This window comes from Promicromonospora sp. NPDC057138 (assembly GCF_042670845.1).
In the GTDB taxonomy this organism is placed as follows: Bacteria; Actinomycetota; Actinomycetes; order Actinomycetales; family Cellulomonadaceae; genus Promicromonospora.
Genome location: NZ_JBHUUX010000097.1, coordinates 1 through 15,259, shown reverse-complemented (window position 1 = coordinate 15,259; position 15,259 = coordinate 1). Strand labels below are relative to the sequence as shown.

Below are 15,259 nucleotides of genomic sequence, written 5' to 3'. Positions count from 1 at the left end.
GCGCCCCCCCTCGCCCCCCCTGTGTCCCACAACCCCCCACCACCGGTTGCACGCGGCGACGTACCAGAAGTGACCACCCGACGATGACGCGGCGGAAGTTGAAATGGCTGTCCTGACACCTGAACGATCGGCACCGGGCTCCGGTGCACCACAGCGCGAGTCGCGCAGACTCGGCTTCTCCCAGCGGCTCGGCCGCTGGGACGTGAAGCTCTCCCCGTACCTGTACATCTCGCCGTTCTTCATCCTGTTCGCGGTGACCGGCCTGTTCCCGCTCGGGTACACCGCGTTCGTCTCGGTGCACGAGTGGAGCCTGCTGGGCGGGCAGGGCGACTTCGTCGGCCTGCAGAACTTCGCGGACGTGCTGGCCCAGCCCACGTTCTGGAAGGCCCTGGTCAACACGCTGTCGATCTTCGTGTTCTCCTCGGTGCCGCAGGTGATCATCGCGATCACCATCGCCGCGCTCCTGGACCAGAACCTGCGGGCGGCTACGTTCTGGCGCATGGGCGTGCTGATCCCCTACGTGGTGGCGCCCGTCGCGGTGTCGATGATCTTCGGCCGGCTGTTCGCCGACCAGTACGGCCTGATCAACGCCATGCTCAATGCGATAGGGCTGGACTCGATCGCGTGGCACGGGGACCGGATCGCCAGCCACATCGCCATCGCCACGATGGTCAACTACCGCTGGATGGGCTACAACGCCCTGATCTTCCTCGCCGCGATGCAGGCAGTGCCGCGCGACCTCTACGAGGCCGCGGTGATCGACGGCGCGGGTCGCGTGCGCCAGTTCTTCTCCATCACGGTGCCGCAGATCCGCGCCACCATCATCTTCGTCGTCATCACCTCGACCATCGGCGGCCTGCAGATCTTCGACGAGGTCCGCCTCTACGACGCCTACGGGCTCGGCGGTCCGGACCAGAACTGGATGACCACCGTCGTCTACCTGTACGACCTCGCCTGGGGCGACCAGCACAGCCTCGGCCGGGCGTCCGCCGTCGCCTGGATGCTGTTCCTCCTCGTCGTCGTGATCGGCCTGATGAACTTCCTGATCACGCAGCGGATCTCGTCGTCGGGCACGACGGTCAAGAAGTCCAGGCGCAAGCGCACCGCCACACGCACGAGCAGGGGGAACGCATGAGCTCCGTCGCTGTCACCGCCCAGACCGCGGGTGAGGGTGCCGCGAAGGCCGCCCTCCGCCGTCGGGCACGCAAGGCCTCCGGGAGTGCCAACCGCCGCGCCGGCTGGGTCGTCTACGCGTTGCTCGGGATCACGCTGCTGCTCTCGGCGTTCCCGCTGTACTTCACGCTGCTCCTCGGCTCGTCCGACCCGATCGCGATCGCCCAGAACCCGGTGCCGCAGTGGCTCCCGGACCTCTCGCTGTTCAGCCAGTTCCGGACGGTCATCGAGGCTACGCAGATCAACTTCTGGCTGGCCCTCACGAACTCGCTGATCATCTCGGTGATCGTCTCGGCGGCCGTCGTGCTGTTCTCGACGCTCGCCGGGTACTCGTTCGCGAAGCTGCGCTTCCGCGGCCGCGGCCCGCTGCTCGTGTTCGTCATCGCGACGATGGCGGTGCCCACCCAGCTCGGCGTGATCCCGCTGTACATCCTCATGTCGGACCTCCACTGGATCGGCAAGCTGCAGGCGGTCATCGTGCCGGTGCTGGTCAGCGCCTTCGGCGTCTTCTGGATGACGCAGTACCTGTCCGAGGCGCTGCCGTACGAGCTGGTCGAGGCCGCCCGCGTGGACGGCGCCTCGATGATCCGCACGTTCTGGAGCATCGCGCTGCCCGCCGCCCGTCCGGCGGCGGCCATGCTGGGCCTGTTCACGTTCGTCCAGCAGTGGACGAACTTCTTCTGGCCGTCGATCGTGCTCAGCTCGGAGAACCCGACGCTGCCGCTCGTCGTAAAGTCACTGCAGGCAAACTACTTCGTGGACTACTCGCTGGTCATGGGCGGTGTGTTCCTCGTGACGCTTCCGCTGCTGGTGATCTTCGCCTTCGTCGGCAAGCAGCTCGTCGCGGGCATCATGCAGGGAGCTGTGAAGGGATGACTCACGAGATGACGATGAACGTCAAGACCGGCGCCGGCGTGCGCCGCGTGCCCGCGCCGGGCATCGCCCTGCCGTACACGCCGTCGGCTCCGCGCACGGAGCCGACGTCCAACACCGCGGGGACCGTCGGCTTCCCGGACGGCTTCCTGTGGGGCGCGGCCACGGCGGCCTACCAGGTCGAGGGCGCCGCCCACGAGGACGGCCGCGAGGACTCCATCTGGGACGCGTTCGCGAAGGTCCCGGGGGCCGTGATCGGGCAGGACGACGGCGAGGTCGCGTGCGACCAGTACCACCGCTACCCGGCCGACGTCGCGCTCATGAAGGAGCTCGGCATCCAGGCGTACCGGTTCTCGACGTCGTGGTCCCGGGTGATTCCCGGCGGACGCGAGGTCAACCCGGCAGGCGTCGCGTACTACGACCGGCTCGTGGACGAGCTGCTCGGCGCCGGCATCCTGCCCTGGCTCACGCTGTACCACTGGGACCTGCCGCAGGCGATCGAGGCGGAGGCCAACGGTTGGGTGAATCGCGACACCGCCTACCGGTTCCGCGACTACGCCGTGACCATGCACGAGGCCATCGGCGACCGTGTCGACGTGTGGACCACGCTCAACGAGCCGTGGTGCGCCGCGTTCCTCGGCTACACGGGCGGGCAGCACGCGCCGGGCCGGCAGTCCCGCGAGGACGGCCTCGCCGCGGCGCACCACCTGATGCTGGGCCACGGCCTGGCCGTGGAGGCGCTGCGCGAGCGCGCGCCGGACGCGAACCTGGGCATCACGCTCAACTTCGAGGTCGAAGACCCGGTGAACCCGGACGACCCCGCCGACGTCGACGCCGCGCGCCGGCTCGACGGCGGGTTCACCCGCATCTTCGCCGACCCGATCCTGCGCGGCGCCTATCCCGAGGACGTGCTGGAGGACGTGCGCGAGTACGGCCTCGAGCGGCACATCCAGGAGGGCGACCTCGAGATCATCTCGACGCCCATCGACTCGCTCGGCGTGAACTATTACCACGGCAACGCCGTCTCGGCGACGCCCCCCGAGCGGCCGCTGGACGGCGGGGCCCCGGTCGCCCGCGCGTCGTCGTCCCCGTTCCCGGGCGGCGACGGCGCGCACGCGCACCCGCGCGGCCTGCCTGTCACGGACCAGAACTGGGAGGTCCAGCCCGAGGGTCTGACCCGGCTCCTGCTGCGCCTGCAGCAGGACTACACGGGGCCGCGCGGCATCGCCCTGTACGTGACGGAGAACGGCAGCGCCTACCCGGACGTCGTCGGGCCGGACGGGTTCGTGGACGACCAGGAGCGCCTCGAGTTCATCGACGTGCACCTGCGCGCCATCAAGGACGCCATCGACGAAGGCGCCGACGTGCGCGGCTACTTCGGCTGGTCGCTCCTCGACAACTACGAGTGGGCGTGGGGCTACGGCAAGCGCTTCGGGCTCGTGCGCGTCGACTTCGAGACGCAGGCCCGCACGGTGAAGGCGTCGGGCCGCTGGTACGGTCAGGTCGCGCGGGGCAACGCCGTTCCGGAGCGGTCGGCGACTGTCCTGACGCGCCCGAGCGACACGGGCGGCGGCGAGACCGGCGGCGACGCCGCCGGCAGCGGCACAAACGGCAGCGGCACCAACGGCGAGGAAAAGGCGGTTTCCCAGGCGTGACGATCTCAGGCCCACCCACCCTGGATGACGTGGCCCAGGCGGCCGGGGTATCCCGGTCGACCGCGTCGCGCGCCATCAACGGTGGCCTGCGCGTCTCCCCCGAGGCCCAGGCGGCGGTGGACGACGCCGTCGCCCGCCTCGGGTACGCACCGAACCGCGCCGCCCGGTCGCTCGTGACCCGGCGCACCGACTCGATAGCCCTCGTGGTGCCCGAGCCCGACCAGCGCATCCTCAACGACCCGTTCCTCGCAGGCACCCTCGCGGGCGTCAGCGAGGGGCTGGCCGGGACGGACCTCCAGCTCGTGCTGCTGCTCGCCCGGCCGGGCGAGCCGCGCGGGCGCGTGGGCCGCTACCTGCGCAGCGGGCACGTGGACGGCGTCATCGTGGCTTCGCACCACCGGGACGACCAGCTCGAGACGGAGCTCGGGTTGGCCATGCTGCCCGTCGTCTTCGTGGGGCGCCCGTTCGACCCCGACCCGTTCCTCGCGCGCGGCCTGCGCTACGCGGACGTCGACAACGTCGCCGGCGGGCGCATCGCCACCCAGCGGATGATCGACCGGGGGCGCCGGCGCATCGGGACCATCACCGGGCCGCTCGACATGCCCGTCAGCATCGACCGGATGACCGGCTGGCGGGAAGCGCTCAGCGACGCCGGCCTGCCCGACGACTCCGTCGTCGAGGGCGACTTCACCGGCGCCGGGGCCGCCGTCGCGGCCGCCCGGCTGCTCGACGAGCACCCCGACCTGGACGGTATCTTCGCCGCATCCGACCTGATGGCCGAGGCCACGCTGCGCGTGCTCGCCGACCGCGGCCGGTCCGTTCCGGGCGACGTCTCGGTGGTCGGTTTCGACGACCTCGGCGTCGCCGAGACGACCTCGCCCCGGCTGACGACCGTGCACAACCCGGTGGTGCAGATGGTCGGCGCGGCGACGAGCATGCTCGTCGACCTGGTCGCCGGCCGGCCGGTGCGCGACGCGCGCCGCATCTTCGCCCCCCGCCTGATAGAGGGCGACTCCGCCTGACGGGTTCCGCGAAGTAGAGCGCCTGTCCGAGTCTCCCCGGCGAAACCAGGGAGACCCGGACAGGCGCTCTACTTCGCGGAACTACGCGGTGCGCTGGTGGCCGTAGCGGTGCATCGTGCGGCTCACCGCCTGCTCGCGGAGCATCGTCAGGAGCTCGCGGCGGCCGCTCGCCAGGACCGGGGCGTCCAGCACGGTCACCGAACCCAGGCGGCTCGCCGCGGCGTCGCGCAGGCCCGGGGCCTCGCCGACCACGCGGATCCGGCCGGTCACGTCGCCGTCGGCGACGGCCTCGGCGAATGCCTCGTCCGTCAGCTCCCGCTGCCCGACGACGGTCGCCGGCACTCCCGCACGCGCGGCCGCCGCCAGCACGCGCTGCACCTCCACGTCCGGCGCGTCGGCGCCGACCCGCACGGTGATGCCCGGGGCGGGCCGGTAGCGGAACACGTTCGACTCGACGCCGAGCGCCGACGGGTCGTGCTCCTGCGAGAACTCGGTGACCCAGGCACGGGCGTCGTCGGCCCGGGCCCAGGCGAGCCAGCCCGCCGGGTCGGCCGAGCGCGACGGGACGTCAGGCGCGTCCTCCCACCGGCCGAGCTGCGCGACGTAGTTGGGGCCGCCGGCCTTGGCACCCGGGCCCACCGACGACGCCTTCCAGCCGCCGAACGACTGGCGCTGCACGATCGCGCCGGTGATGTGCCGGTTCACGTACGCGTTGCCGACCTCGACGCGGTCGAGCCAGTGCGCCACCTCGGTGTCGTCCAGGGAGTGGATGCCGCCCGTGAGGCCGAACGACACCGCGTTCTGCAGCTCCAGCGCCTCGTCCAGGGTGCGGGCCGTCATGATGCCGAGCACCGGGCCGAAGCACTCGGTGAGGTGGAAGAAGGAGCCGGGCCGGACGCCGTCGCGCACGCCCGGGGTCCAGAGGCGGCCGCGGCCCAGGCCCGCCTCGCGGGCCACCCCGTCCTGCCGCCGCGGCCGCACGAGCCAGCTCTCCCCCGGCTCCAGCGTGGTGAGGGCGTGCAGGAGCTTGCCCTGCGCGGGCTCCGTGAGCGGGCCCATCACCGTGGCCAGGTCCGTGGCGGGCCCGACGGCGAGCGACGACACGGCGTCGACGAGCTGCCGCCGGAACCGCTCGCCCGTCGCGGTGCGCGGGTCGCCCACCGAGCCCACGAGGATGACGAGCGACGCCGCCGAGCACTTCTGCCCCGCGTGCCCGAACGCCGAGCGCACCACGTCCGCGACGGCCAGGTCGAGGTCCGCCGAGGGCGTCACGACTATCGCGTTCTTGCCGGACGTCTCCGCGAGCACCGGCAGCTCCGGCCGCCAGGACGCGAACATCTCCGCGGTCTCGATGGCGCCCGTCAGGATCACCCGGGACACGCCGTCGTGCGTCACGAGCCGGCGGCCGAGGTCGCCGTCGGGCACGCGGACGAACTGCGCGACGTCGTGGGCGAGCGCCGAGTCCAGCCCGATCTCGGGCGCCACATCGGAGAGGGCCGCGTGCACCGCCTCGACGGCGATCTCCAGGCAGCGCGGCGTGGGCGGCGCGGGCTTCGCGATCACGGCGGACCCGGACGCGAGGCCCGCGAGCACGCCGCCCACGGGGATCGCCACGGGGAAGTTCCACGGCGGGGTGACCAGGGTGACGCCGTCGGGCGTGAAGCGGGCGCCCGGCCAGGCCTCCGACGTCGGGTCGAGCGCCTCGGCGGCCTGTGCGTAGTACGCGGCGAAGTCCACGGCCTCGCTGACCTCGGGGTCCGCCTCGGCGACGGTCTTGCCCGCCTCGTGCACCATGGCGGCGACGAGGTCGGCGCGGGCGGCCTCCAGGTGCTTGGCCGCGGCGCGGAGCACGCGGCCCCGGTCGGTCGCGGAGACCTTGGACCACGCGGCGCCGGCTCGGCGGGCGAGCGCCACGACGTCGTCCACCTGGGCCGACGTCGACAGCGGCTCCGCGATCGCCGGGACGTACCCGGAGCGCTCGCTCGTGACCTGCTCGGCCCACGCGCGGTGCTCGGCGACGGCGGGGTCGGTGTCGGCCGCGTTCCGGAACGGTCCCGCCACCGGCCGCGGCTCCGGGCGCGGACGGCGGCGCGGGGTGACGTCGTCGGGCGAGTAGTGCACGCCCAGGGTGACCGAGGCGCGGAACGCGGCCTCCTGGCGGTCCATGGGGGAGCCACTACCGCTGGTCGAGCTTGTCGAGACCCCACCGCTGGTCGAGCTTGTCGAGACCCTGGTTTCGACAAGCTCAACCTGCGAGACCCGCGAAGGCGCGAACGCCGCGTGCAGGAAGTTCTGCTCCGCCGCGTTCTCCTCCAGGCGGCGCACCAGGTACGAGATGGCGACGTCGAAGTCCTCGGCGCGCACCACGGGGGTGTACAGCACCACCCGGCCGTGGTCCGTGGCGACCTCGTTGCGGACGGCCGCGGCCTCGGTCGGGGCCATCCCCTGGAGCATCTCGATGTCGAGCGCCTCGGAGACGCCGCGCGCCCGGCCGAGCAGGATCGCGAGCGCCACGTGGAACAGGTTGTGCGACGCCGCGCCGATGCGGACCGCCCGCGCGCGCTCGGGGCGCAGCGCGTGGTCGAGCATGCGGACGTAGTTGGCGTCGACGTCCGGCTTGGAGGTGTACGGCGCCTGGGGCCAGTCGTGCAGGGTGGCCTCGACGTGCTCCATCGCGAGGTTCGCGCCCTTCACGATGCGCACCTTGATGCGCGCGCCGCCGTCCGCGACCCGCTGGGCCGCGAACTCGGTGAGGCCGTCCAGGGCGCCCAGGGCGTCGGGCAGGTAGGCCTGCAGCACGATCCCGGCCTCCAGGTCGCGGAACTCGTCGCGGCCCAGGATCTCGGTGAACACCGCGGTCGTCAGGGCGAGGTCGCGGTACTCCTCCATGTCGAGGTTGAGGAAGACGCCGTGGTCGCGCGCCGCGCGGTACAGCGGCAGCAGGCGCTCGACGACGCGGTCGCGGGAGCCGTCGAGGTCCCACGTGACGAGCTGCGCGGCGACGCTGGAGACCTTGATCGACACGTAGTCGACATCCGGGCGCTCGACCAGTGCGATGGTGCGGGCCAGGCGGCCGGCCGCCTCCTCCTCGCCGAGGACTGCCTCGCCGAGGAGGTTCACGTTGAGGGTGTAGCCCTCGGCCCGGGTCCGGGCGAGGTGGGCGGTGAGCCCGGCGCCGGCGTCGGCCACGAGGTGGCCCACGAGCTGGCGGAGGCGGGCGCGGGCGGCCGGGACGACGATGCCGGGGAACACGGGGGCGGCCAGGGCGCCGGCCCGGAACAGGGCGCGGTCGGCCGGGCTGAGGAACGTGGCGCTGCCTGCCTTCTTGCCGAGGCGGGCCAGGGCCTTCGCGGCGACGTGGGTGTCCTGCGGGCGGGCTACGTCGTCGACGAAGCCGACGGCGAGCTCCAGGCCGGCGGGGTCGGACACGAGGGCGCCGAGAGCGGCCGAGGCGCGGGCTACAGCCTTGTCGGTCGTCGAGCCGGCGCCCGCGGTGGTGGCGGTGGTGCCCGTGGCCGTGCCGATCCAGGTGCGGGCGAGGGCTACGGCGTCCTCGACCAGGGTGTCGGCAGCAGGCCGCGCAGAGGGCTCGGTCTTCGCGGGCGGCTCGGTCGGAGCCGGCGGCGTGGCACTGTCCGGTGCGCCTGCGTCCCTGGTCGGGGCGTTGGCGGAGACGGCGCTCTCGCGCCGGGCAGAGGTCTTCATGCCTCCAGGGTGCACCCGACGCCGGTCAGTTGTATTGGCGGGATCACTCGCGATCGGCACGGGTTTTCGCCAAGTGCGCCGCGGTACGTGGCGGCGCCTCGCAGCGCGCCGCGTAGCATCAGGATCCGATGAGCAACCCGCCGAACGGCGCCGCTCGGCCTGAGGCGCAGGCCCTGCTGGCAGCACTGAACCCCGCAATGGTCGCCCTCATGGACGAGCTGTCCGGGGTCATGTTCTGCGCCAAGGACGCCGACGGCCGGTACGTGCTCGTGAACCAGGTCTTCGTGGGCCGCACGCGGGAGCGGTCGCGCCGCGACGTGATCGGCAAGCGGGCGGCCGACCTGTTCGTCCCGGAGCTCGCCGAACGCTACGAGAACCAGGACCTGCGCGTCCGCACCACGGACAAGCCGCTGCGGGGCGAGCTCGAGCTGATCCGGCACGTCGGCGGGGCGCCCGGCTGGTTCCTGACCTCCAAGCTGCCCCTGCACGACGAGACCGGCGCCTACGTGGGGCTCGTGTCCGTGTCGCAGGACCTGCGCTCCGGCGACGCCGACGACGCCACGATCCAGGCCATGGCGCGCCTGCGCGCGGACATCGAGGACCTGCTCGAACGCGGCGAGGTGCCGTCCGTGGCGGACCTCGCCGCGCTCGCCGGATGCACCTCCGCGTCCCTGGACCGCCGGGTGCGCCGGGTCTTCGGGCTCTCGCCGCGCCAGCTCGTGCTGCGGCTGCGCGTCGACCGGGCGGCGCACCTGCTCACGTCGAGCAGCGTGCCGCTCGCCGACGTCGCCACGGCCGCGGGCTTCTACGACCAGCCGTCGTTCTCCCGCACCTTCGCGCGGCTGACCGGCGAGACGCCGTCGTCGTTCCGCCGCCGGGCACGGTGACCGGGTCTTGTCCAGCGTCACGGGTTCGCACGACGACGGTCGGCCGACACTGCTCCTGCTCAACGGCCTGCCCGCCAGCGGGAAGTCCGCGACGGCGCGGGCATGGGCCGCGCGCCGCCCCGGCACCCTGGCGCTCGATATCGACCTGGTCAGGACGCTGGTCAGCGGCGACGATGCCGCGGCCCAGGCCCGCGCTCTCGCCCATGCCATGGCCGAGAGCCATCTCCTGTCGGGACACGACGTGGTGGTGCCTCAGCTCACCGCCCGGATCAGCAACCTGGTGCCGTTCGAGGAGGTCGCCACGCGAACCCGGGCGGCGATCGTCCACGTCCTGCTCGACGCGGACGCCGAGACGCTCCGCCGCAGGATCACGTCCGACGACGCGTGGCACCGCGCCGGACTCGATGACGAGCAGCTGGCCGAGTACTCGGCCGGGCTCCGGGACGTAGCGCGCACGAGGAACGTCCACCGGATCGACACCGGGCAGCTCACCACGGACGAGGTAGTCGCGGAGCTCGAACACTTGTCCGCTTGAGCACGACACGGAAGTGTCTACATGTGTACCCTTGTCGATATGAACAGCGTCAGCATCGCCGAGCTGCGGCAGAACCCCACACCCGTGCTCGACGCCGTCGAGCACGGCGAGACCTATGTCGTGACGCGATATCGCAAGGAGATCGCGCGGATCGTGCCGCCCAAGGTGCGCAGGCCGGTGACGGCCTCTGCCGCGATGGCCGTCTACGACAACGCCCCCCTGCTCGACAGCTCCTGGGCCGAGGAGGTCGCGGCCGACCGCGCCGCGTTCGACGCCGAGACGACCGACCCGTGGGGCGACGAGTGATCGCGCTGCTCGACACCAACATCCTCATCGCGTCGAAGTCGGAGACGGAGCCCGCACCTGATCTCTCCGGCTTCGACGACCTGATGGTCAGCTCGCTCTCCTGGTCAGAGCTGATCATGGGCCTGCACACCACAAAGTCCCTCAGCGAGTACAAGCGGCGCGCGCGGCGGCTTGGAGCCCTGCAGGACACGTACGGCGAAGGCCTGCCCTACGACGACGACTGCATCGATTCCTACAACGACCTGCTCGAGCGAACCGGCCAGCGCGGCGGGGACGCAAAGGCCAAGAAGCTCGACCGCATGATCGCGGCCACCGCGATGGCGCACGAGCTCGTGCTGGTCACGCGCAACATGGACGACTTCAAGTCGTTCGAGGGGATGCTCGACCTGGTCGAGCGCTGATACTCGCCACCTGGCTCGACGGGCACCGATTCATCACCGGATGGTCCCTCGGTGTCGAGCAGCGGGCCCCGTCGAAGCGATACGGTGATCCCGAGGCGCAAACCCCGCGCCGCGCAACCCGCGTCCCGCTGCACAGCGGTCGGCGCCGTTCTCCACGGAGGACCCTCGTGACGACGACAACGACGTCCATACCCACTGCACCGCCCAGCTTCGCCCCCTCCGGATCTCCCGCTGAGGGCTCTCCCCTCGCGACCGCGCACGCGCAGCTCGCCACCGCGGCGGAGATCCTCGGCTACGACGACGGGCTGCACCGCATGCTCGCGACGCCGCGGCGTGAGATCCACGTCTCGGTGCCGCTGCGCCGCGACTCGGGCGAGACCGTCCTGTTCCACGGTTTCCGCGTGCAGCACAACGTGAGCCTCGGCCCCGGCAAGGGCGGCCTGCGCTATCACCCCTCGGTCGACGTCGACGAGGTACGAGCGCTGGCGATGTGGATGACCTGGAAGTGTGCGGTGGTCCATCTGCCGTACGGCGGCGCCAAGGGCGGCGTCGCCATCGACCCCCGCGGCTACTCGCAGGCCGAGCTGGAGCGCGTCACCCGGCGGTACACGTCGGAGATCATGCCGATGATCGGCCCCGACACCGACATCATGGCCCCGGACATGGGCACCGACGCCCAGACCATGGCCTGGGTCATGGACACCTACTCGGTCAACCGCGGGTACACGATCCCGGCGGTCGTGACGGGCAAGCCCCTCGAGATCGGTGGCTCACTGGGCCGCGGCACCGCGACGTCGGCGGGCATCGTGCACGTCACCAACGCCGCGCTCGCCGAGGCGGGCGTGCCGCTGACCGACGTGTCCGTCGCCATCCAGGGCTTCGGCAAGGTGGGCTCGCACGCCGCCGAGATCTTCGCGGCGCGCGGCGCTCGGGTGGTCGCCGTCAGCGACCAGTACGGCGGCATCCGGGACGACGACGGCCTCGACGTGCCCCGCCTCATGGAGCACGTGCGGCGCACGGGCTCGGTCGTGGACTTCGCCGACTCGGACCGGGTCTCCAACACCGAGCTGCTGGCGCTCGACGTCGACGTGCTGGTCCCGGCCGCCATCGAGGGCGTGCTCGACGAGACGACGGCGGGCGACGTCAAGGCCCGCTGGGTGGTCGAGGGCGCGAACGGCCCCACGACCGCGGCCGGTGACGCCCTGCTCGCGAAGAACGACGTGACGGTGGTCCCGGACGTCCTCGCGAACGCCGGCGGCGTGGTCGTCTCCTACTTCGAGTGGGTCCAGGCGAACCAGACGTACTGGTGGACCGAGCAGGAGATCGCGGACAAGCTGGAGCACCGCATGACCACCGCATACGCGGACGTCACCGCCCTGGCCAAGCGCGAGCACCTGTCCCTGCGCGACGCCGCCCTCGTCATCGGCGTCAAGCGCGTCGCCGAGGCGCACCAGATCCGGGGCCTGTACCCGTGACGCGGCGCTGAGGCCGGCGAGCCCGCTTCGAGAACGACCTGGGGTACCGATTCCACACCGAATCGGTACCCCAGGTCGTTCTCAAGACGGACCGGGCCCGCTGGGCCGGCCCGTACGAGCCCAAGAAAAGTGGGCTCTCCTCGACGATGCCTCGCCTAGGCTCGCTGGGTGAACGAACTTGTCGCGCGCCTGCGCGCCGCCGGCTGCGTCTTCGCCGAGGACGAGGCCCGCATCCTGACCGAGGCCGCCGCCGGCGATGCCGCCCGCCTCGAAGAGCTGGTCGCGGCGCGGGTCGGCGGGCTCCCGCTGGAGCACCTCGTGGGCTGGGCCGAGCTCGACGGCCGTCGCTGGCGTGTGGCGCCCGGGGTGTTCGTGCCGCGGCAACGGTCCGAGCTCCTGGTCCGGGAGGCGGCCGAGCGTGCCGCAGCCGGAGCGGCCGAGCCTTCGGCCGGGCACGGCGCCGTCCTCCTCGTCGACCTGTGCTGCGGCTGCGGCGCGCTCGGCGGCGCCGTCGCCGCCCGCCTCCTCGCCGCGGGGCACGACGTCGAGCTGCACGCCGCCGACGTCGATCCGGTGGCCGTGACCTGCGCACACGACAACTTCAAGGCACTGGCCGACGACGACGGCGGGCCGGGCGCTTCTGGTGCCCCCGGCCCGCTCCAGCACTCCGCGGCGACCCCGAGGCCCGGCCGGCTCTCCGCGCACACCTACACGGGTGACCTCGCCGAACCGCTCCCCGCCGAGGTGTGGGGACGCGTCGACGTCCTCGTCGCGAACGCGCCGTACGTGCCGACCTCGGCGATCAGCATGATGCCGCCTGAGGCCCGCGACCACGAGCCGCACGCCGCGCTCGACGGCGGGGACGACGGGCTCGCGATCCTGCGCCGCGTGATCGACCTGGCCCCGACACTCCTGCGCCCGGGCGGGCACCTGCTCATCGAGACGGGCGAGGCCCAGGTGAGCGCCGCCGTCGGGCACATGACCGCGGCCGGCCTGACGCCCACGGTCCTCTCCGACGAGGACCTGGGCGCCACGGCCCTGGCCGCCACCCTCCCGCATGACGAAGGCCCGCTGGTCGAGCCTGTCGAGACCTCGTAACGGGTCTCGACAAGCTCGACCAGCGACAGGCTCGACCAGCGTCCAGCTCAGCTCAGGGGCTGGCGGGAGGCCCAGGAGTCAAGAGTTGTGCGCGGGCCCGTGAAGAACGGGACCTCCTCGCGCACATGGCGGCGGGCCTCGGTGGCCCGCAGGTCGCGCATCAGGTCGACTATGCGGTGCAGCTCGTCGGCCTCGAAGGCGAGGATCCACTCGTAGTCGCCGAGCGCGAACGCGGAGACGGTGTTGGCCCGCACGTCCTTGTAGCCGGCGGCCGCCATGCCGTGGTCGCGCAGCATGGTGCGGCGCTCGGCGTCGGGCAGCAGGTACCACTCGTAGGACCGCACGAACGGGTAGACGCAGAGGTAGTCGCGCGGCGTCTCGCCCGCGAGGAACGCGGGCACGTGCCCGCGGTTGAACTCGGCCGGGCGGTGCAGCGCGGCGACGGACCACACGGGCTCCAGGGAGCGGCCGAGCTCGGACGCGCGCAGCCGCTGGTAGGCGCCCTGCACGGACTCGATCGACGGGCCGTGGGTCCACAGCATGAGGTCGGCGTCGGACCGCAGGCCGCCCACGTCGTACCAGCCGCGCACCACGAGGTCCCCGGTGGTCGCGGCAGGGTCGGCGCCCCCGCCGACGGCGGCCTCGGCGTCGGCCACCAGCGCCTTGCGCTCGGCCTCGTCCGCCGGGAGCGTCTCCGTCACGGAGAAGACCGAGAACATCGTGTACCGGATGCCCTCGTTGATGGCGGCCGTGTCGATCTCGTGGCCGGTGTCGCCATGCACGTGGCCCTGAGGGGCGGCCGTGCCGGGTGCGTCGTTGCTCATCGGTGCATGTCCTCGCTGCAGAGTGCCGGGATGCCGCTGGGCTCCTCGTGCCGCCGGAGGCAGCTCAGGGGCGGCGCGACGGACGGGAAGGCGGGCAGAGCACCCACCGTAGCCTCGTCGACCTGCTCGCCGCGGGCGAGACCTGCCCGCTCGACGATCAGGTCCACCAGGCCCTGGACGAACGGTGCGCGCGTACCCACGGTTCCGGCGCGCACTGCGGTCAAGCCGAGCTCGGCGGCCGTGGCCAGGGCCTCGGTGTCGAGGTCGTAGGCGACCTCCATGTGGTCGCTCACGAACCCGATCGGCGACAGCACCACGTTGCGCAGGCCCTCCTCGGCGCGCTCGGTGAGCAGGTCGTTGACGTCGGGCTCGAGCCAGGGCTGGCTGGGCGGGCCGGAGCGGGAGCAGTAGGCCAGCTCCCACTCGACGGCGTGCCCGAGCTGCTCCCCGACGGCGGCCGCGACGAGCGCGGCGACGTCCATGTGCTGCTCGGAGTAGGTCGCGTGCCCGACGCCGGACGCCGCTTCCATGGTGTCCGGGATCGAGTGCGTCACGAATACGAGCTTCGCGTCCGCCCCGGAGCCGCCCTTGGCCGCAAGCTCGGCGTAGGCCTCGACGACGGCGTCGACGTTGGCCTGCACGAAGCCCGGGTGGTTGAAGTAGGCGCGGATCTTGTCGAACTGCACACCCGTCGACCCGTCGGGCCCGAGCTGCCCGCGCTTGTCCAGCGTGATCGCGAGGTCCTCGCGGTACTGGCGGTCGCCGGAGTACGACGCGTACGCGCTGGTCACGAGCGCGACGGCGCGCTTGGCCCCCAGCTTCTCCAGCTCGGCCAGCGCGTCGCTGGTGTACGGCTCCCAGTTGCGGTTGCCCCACACGACCGGCAGGTCGATGCCGCGGGCGGCGAGCTCGGCCTCGAGCGCCGCCTTCAGCGCGAGGTTCTGCTCGTTGATGGGGCTCTTGCCGCCGAACCCGTAGTAGTGCTCGCCCACCTGCTCGAGCCGCTCGTCCGGGATGCCCTTGCCCGCGGTGACGTTGCGCAGGAACGGCACCACGTCCTCCGGTTTGTTCGGGCCACCGAAGGAGTAGAGCAGCAGGGCGTCGTACGGCGCGGCGTCGTGCGCCGCAGGCTGGGGGGAGTTCGCGGGCATGGCCCACATCTTTCCACCGTCCGGCAGTCCAGCGTGCCCGGAGAGCGGCGAACGGGACGTGACATGGATGCGACGTCCTGTCAGAACCGTCGCGACGTGTCAGACGCGCAGGTCACTCGGGTGACCTGCGCGTCTGACACTGTCTCTTATACAC

Annotated in this window: 13 protein-coding genes; 10 read left to right on the top strand and 3 right to left on the bottom strand. The window is 72.2% G+C overall.

Annotation, left to right across the window (positions count from 1 at the left end; genetic code table 11):
• Positions 1 to 103: 103 nt before the first annotated feature.
• Genes ACFT2C_RS27645 through ACFT2C_RS27630 form a run of 4 tightly spaced genes read left to right on the top strand, consistent with a single transcriptional unit; the run spans position 104 to position 4,723 of the window.
• Positions 104 to 1,135, top strand: a complete 1,032-nt coding sequence (locus ACFT2C_RS27645; protein WP_377210309.1) for a carbohydrate ABC transporter permease — start codon at positions 104 to 106, stop codon at positions 1,133 to 1,135.
• Positions 1,132 to 2,049, top strand: coding sequence for a carbohydrate ABC transporter permease (locus ACFT2C_RS27640; RefSeq protein WP_377210308.1), 918 nt, complete (start codon positions 1,132 to 1,134; stop codon positions 2,047 to 2,049). Before ACFT2C_RS27645 ends, ACFT2C_RS27640 begins: the two co-directional genes overlap by 4 nt.
• Positions 2,046 to 3,701: a GH1 family beta-glucosidase gene (locus ACFT2C_RS27635; RefSeq protein ID WP_377210307.1), complete on the top strand. Its 1,656-nt coding sequence runs from the start codon at positions 2,046 to 2,048 to the stop codon at positions 3,699 to 3,701. Before ACFT2C_RS27640 ends, ACFT2C_RS27635 begins: the two co-directional genes overlap by 4 nt.
• Positions 3,698 to 4,723 carry a LacI family DNA-binding transcriptional regulator gene (locus ACFT2C_RS27630; RefSeq protein WP_377210306.1) on the top strand — a complete coding sequence of 342 codons (1,026 nt, stop codon included), beginning with the start codon at positions 3,698 to 3,700 and terminating at the stop codon, positions 4,721 to 4,723. Before ACFT2C_RS27635 ends, ACFT2C_RS27630 begins: the two co-directional genes overlap by 4 nt.
• Before the next feature lie 81 nt (positions 4,724 to 4,804).
• Here the strand turns inward: ACFT2C_RS27630 and ACFT2C_RS27625 are convergent, their stop codons facing one another.
• A complete protein-coding gene (locus ACFT2C_RS27625; RefSeq protein ID WP_377210305.1) occupies positions 4,805 to 8,428 on the bottom strand; it encodes a proline dehydrogenase family protein in 3,624 nt (1,207 codons plus the stop codon).
• A gap of 128 nt (positions 8,429 to 8,556) precedes the next feature.
• On the opposite strand from ACFT2C_RS27625, the gene ACFT2C_RS27620 reads away from it, so the two are divergent.
• The 6 genes from ACFT2C_RS27620 (at position 8,557) to ACFT2C_RS27595 (ending at position 13,130) form a co-directional block, all read left to right on the top strand.
• The gene (locus ACFT2C_RS27620; protein ID WP_377210304.1) at positions 8,557 to 9,315 is read left to right on the top strand and encodes an AraC family transcriptional regulator; all 759 of its coding nucleotides are present in this window, start codon (positions 8,557 to 8,559) and stop codon (positions 9,313 to 9,315) included.
• Positions 9,316 to 9,322: 7 nt separating this feature from the next.
• Positions 9,323 to 9,850 (top strand): AAA family ATPase, encoded by a 528-nt coding sequence (locus ACFT2C_RS27615; protein WP_377210303.1) that lies wholly within the window; start codon positions 9,323 to 9,325, stop codon positions 9,848 to 9,850.
• A gap of 39 nt (positions 9,851 to 9,889) precedes the next feature.
• Complete coding sequence (locus ACFT2C_RS27610) at positions 9,890 to 10,156, top strand: type II toxin-antitoxin system Phd/YefM family antitoxin (protein ID WP_377210302.1); 267 nt, start codon at positions 9,890 to 9,892, stop codon at positions 10,154 to 10,156.
• A complete protein-coding gene (locus tag ACFT2C_RS27605) occupies positions 10,141 to 10,557 on the top strand; it encodes a PIN domain-containing protein (protein WP_377210301.1) in 417 nt (138 codons plus the stop codon). Before ACFT2C_RS27610 ends, ACFT2C_RS27605 begins: the two co-directional genes overlap by 16 nt.
• 167 nt (positions 10,558 to 10,724) lie before the next feature.
• Positions 10,725 to 12,032 carry a Glu/Leu/Phe/Val dehydrogenase gene (locus ACFT2C_RS27600; RefSeq protein ID WP_377210300.1) on the top strand — a complete coding sequence of 436 codons (1,308 nt, stop codon included), beginning with the start codon at positions 10,725 to 10,727 and terminating at the stop codon, positions 12,030 to 12,032.
• 168 nt (positions 12,033 to 12,200) lie between these two features.
• Positions 12,201 to 13,130 carry a putative protein N(5)-glutamine methyltransferase gene (locus ACFT2C_RS27595; RefSeq protein WP_377210299.1) on the top strand — a complete coding sequence of 310 codons (930 nt, stop codon included), beginning with the start codon at positions 12,201 to 12,203 and terminating at the stop codon, positions 13,128 to 13,130.
• Between the two features lie 47 nt (positions 13,131 to 13,177).
• Here ACFT2C_RS27595 and hemQ read toward each other — a convergent pair whose 3' ends face one another.
• Positions 13,178 to 13,954 carry a hydrogen peroxide-dependent heme synthase gene (gene hemQ, locus ACFT2C_RS27590; RefSeq protein WP_377210298.1) on the bottom strand — a complete coding sequence of 259 codons (777 nt, stop codon included), beginning with the start codon at positions 13,952 to 13,954 and terminating at the stop codon, positions 13,178 to 13,180.
• Complete coding sequence (locus tag ACFT2C_RS27585) at positions 13,951 to 15,105, bottom strand: ferrochelatase (RefSeq protein WP_377210297.1); 1,155 nt, start codon at positions 15,103 to 15,105, stop codon at positions 13,951 to 13,953. Before ACFT2C_RS27585 ends, hemQ begins: the two co-directional genes overlap by 4 nt.
• Positions 15,106 to 15,259: the final 154 nt, after the last annotated feature.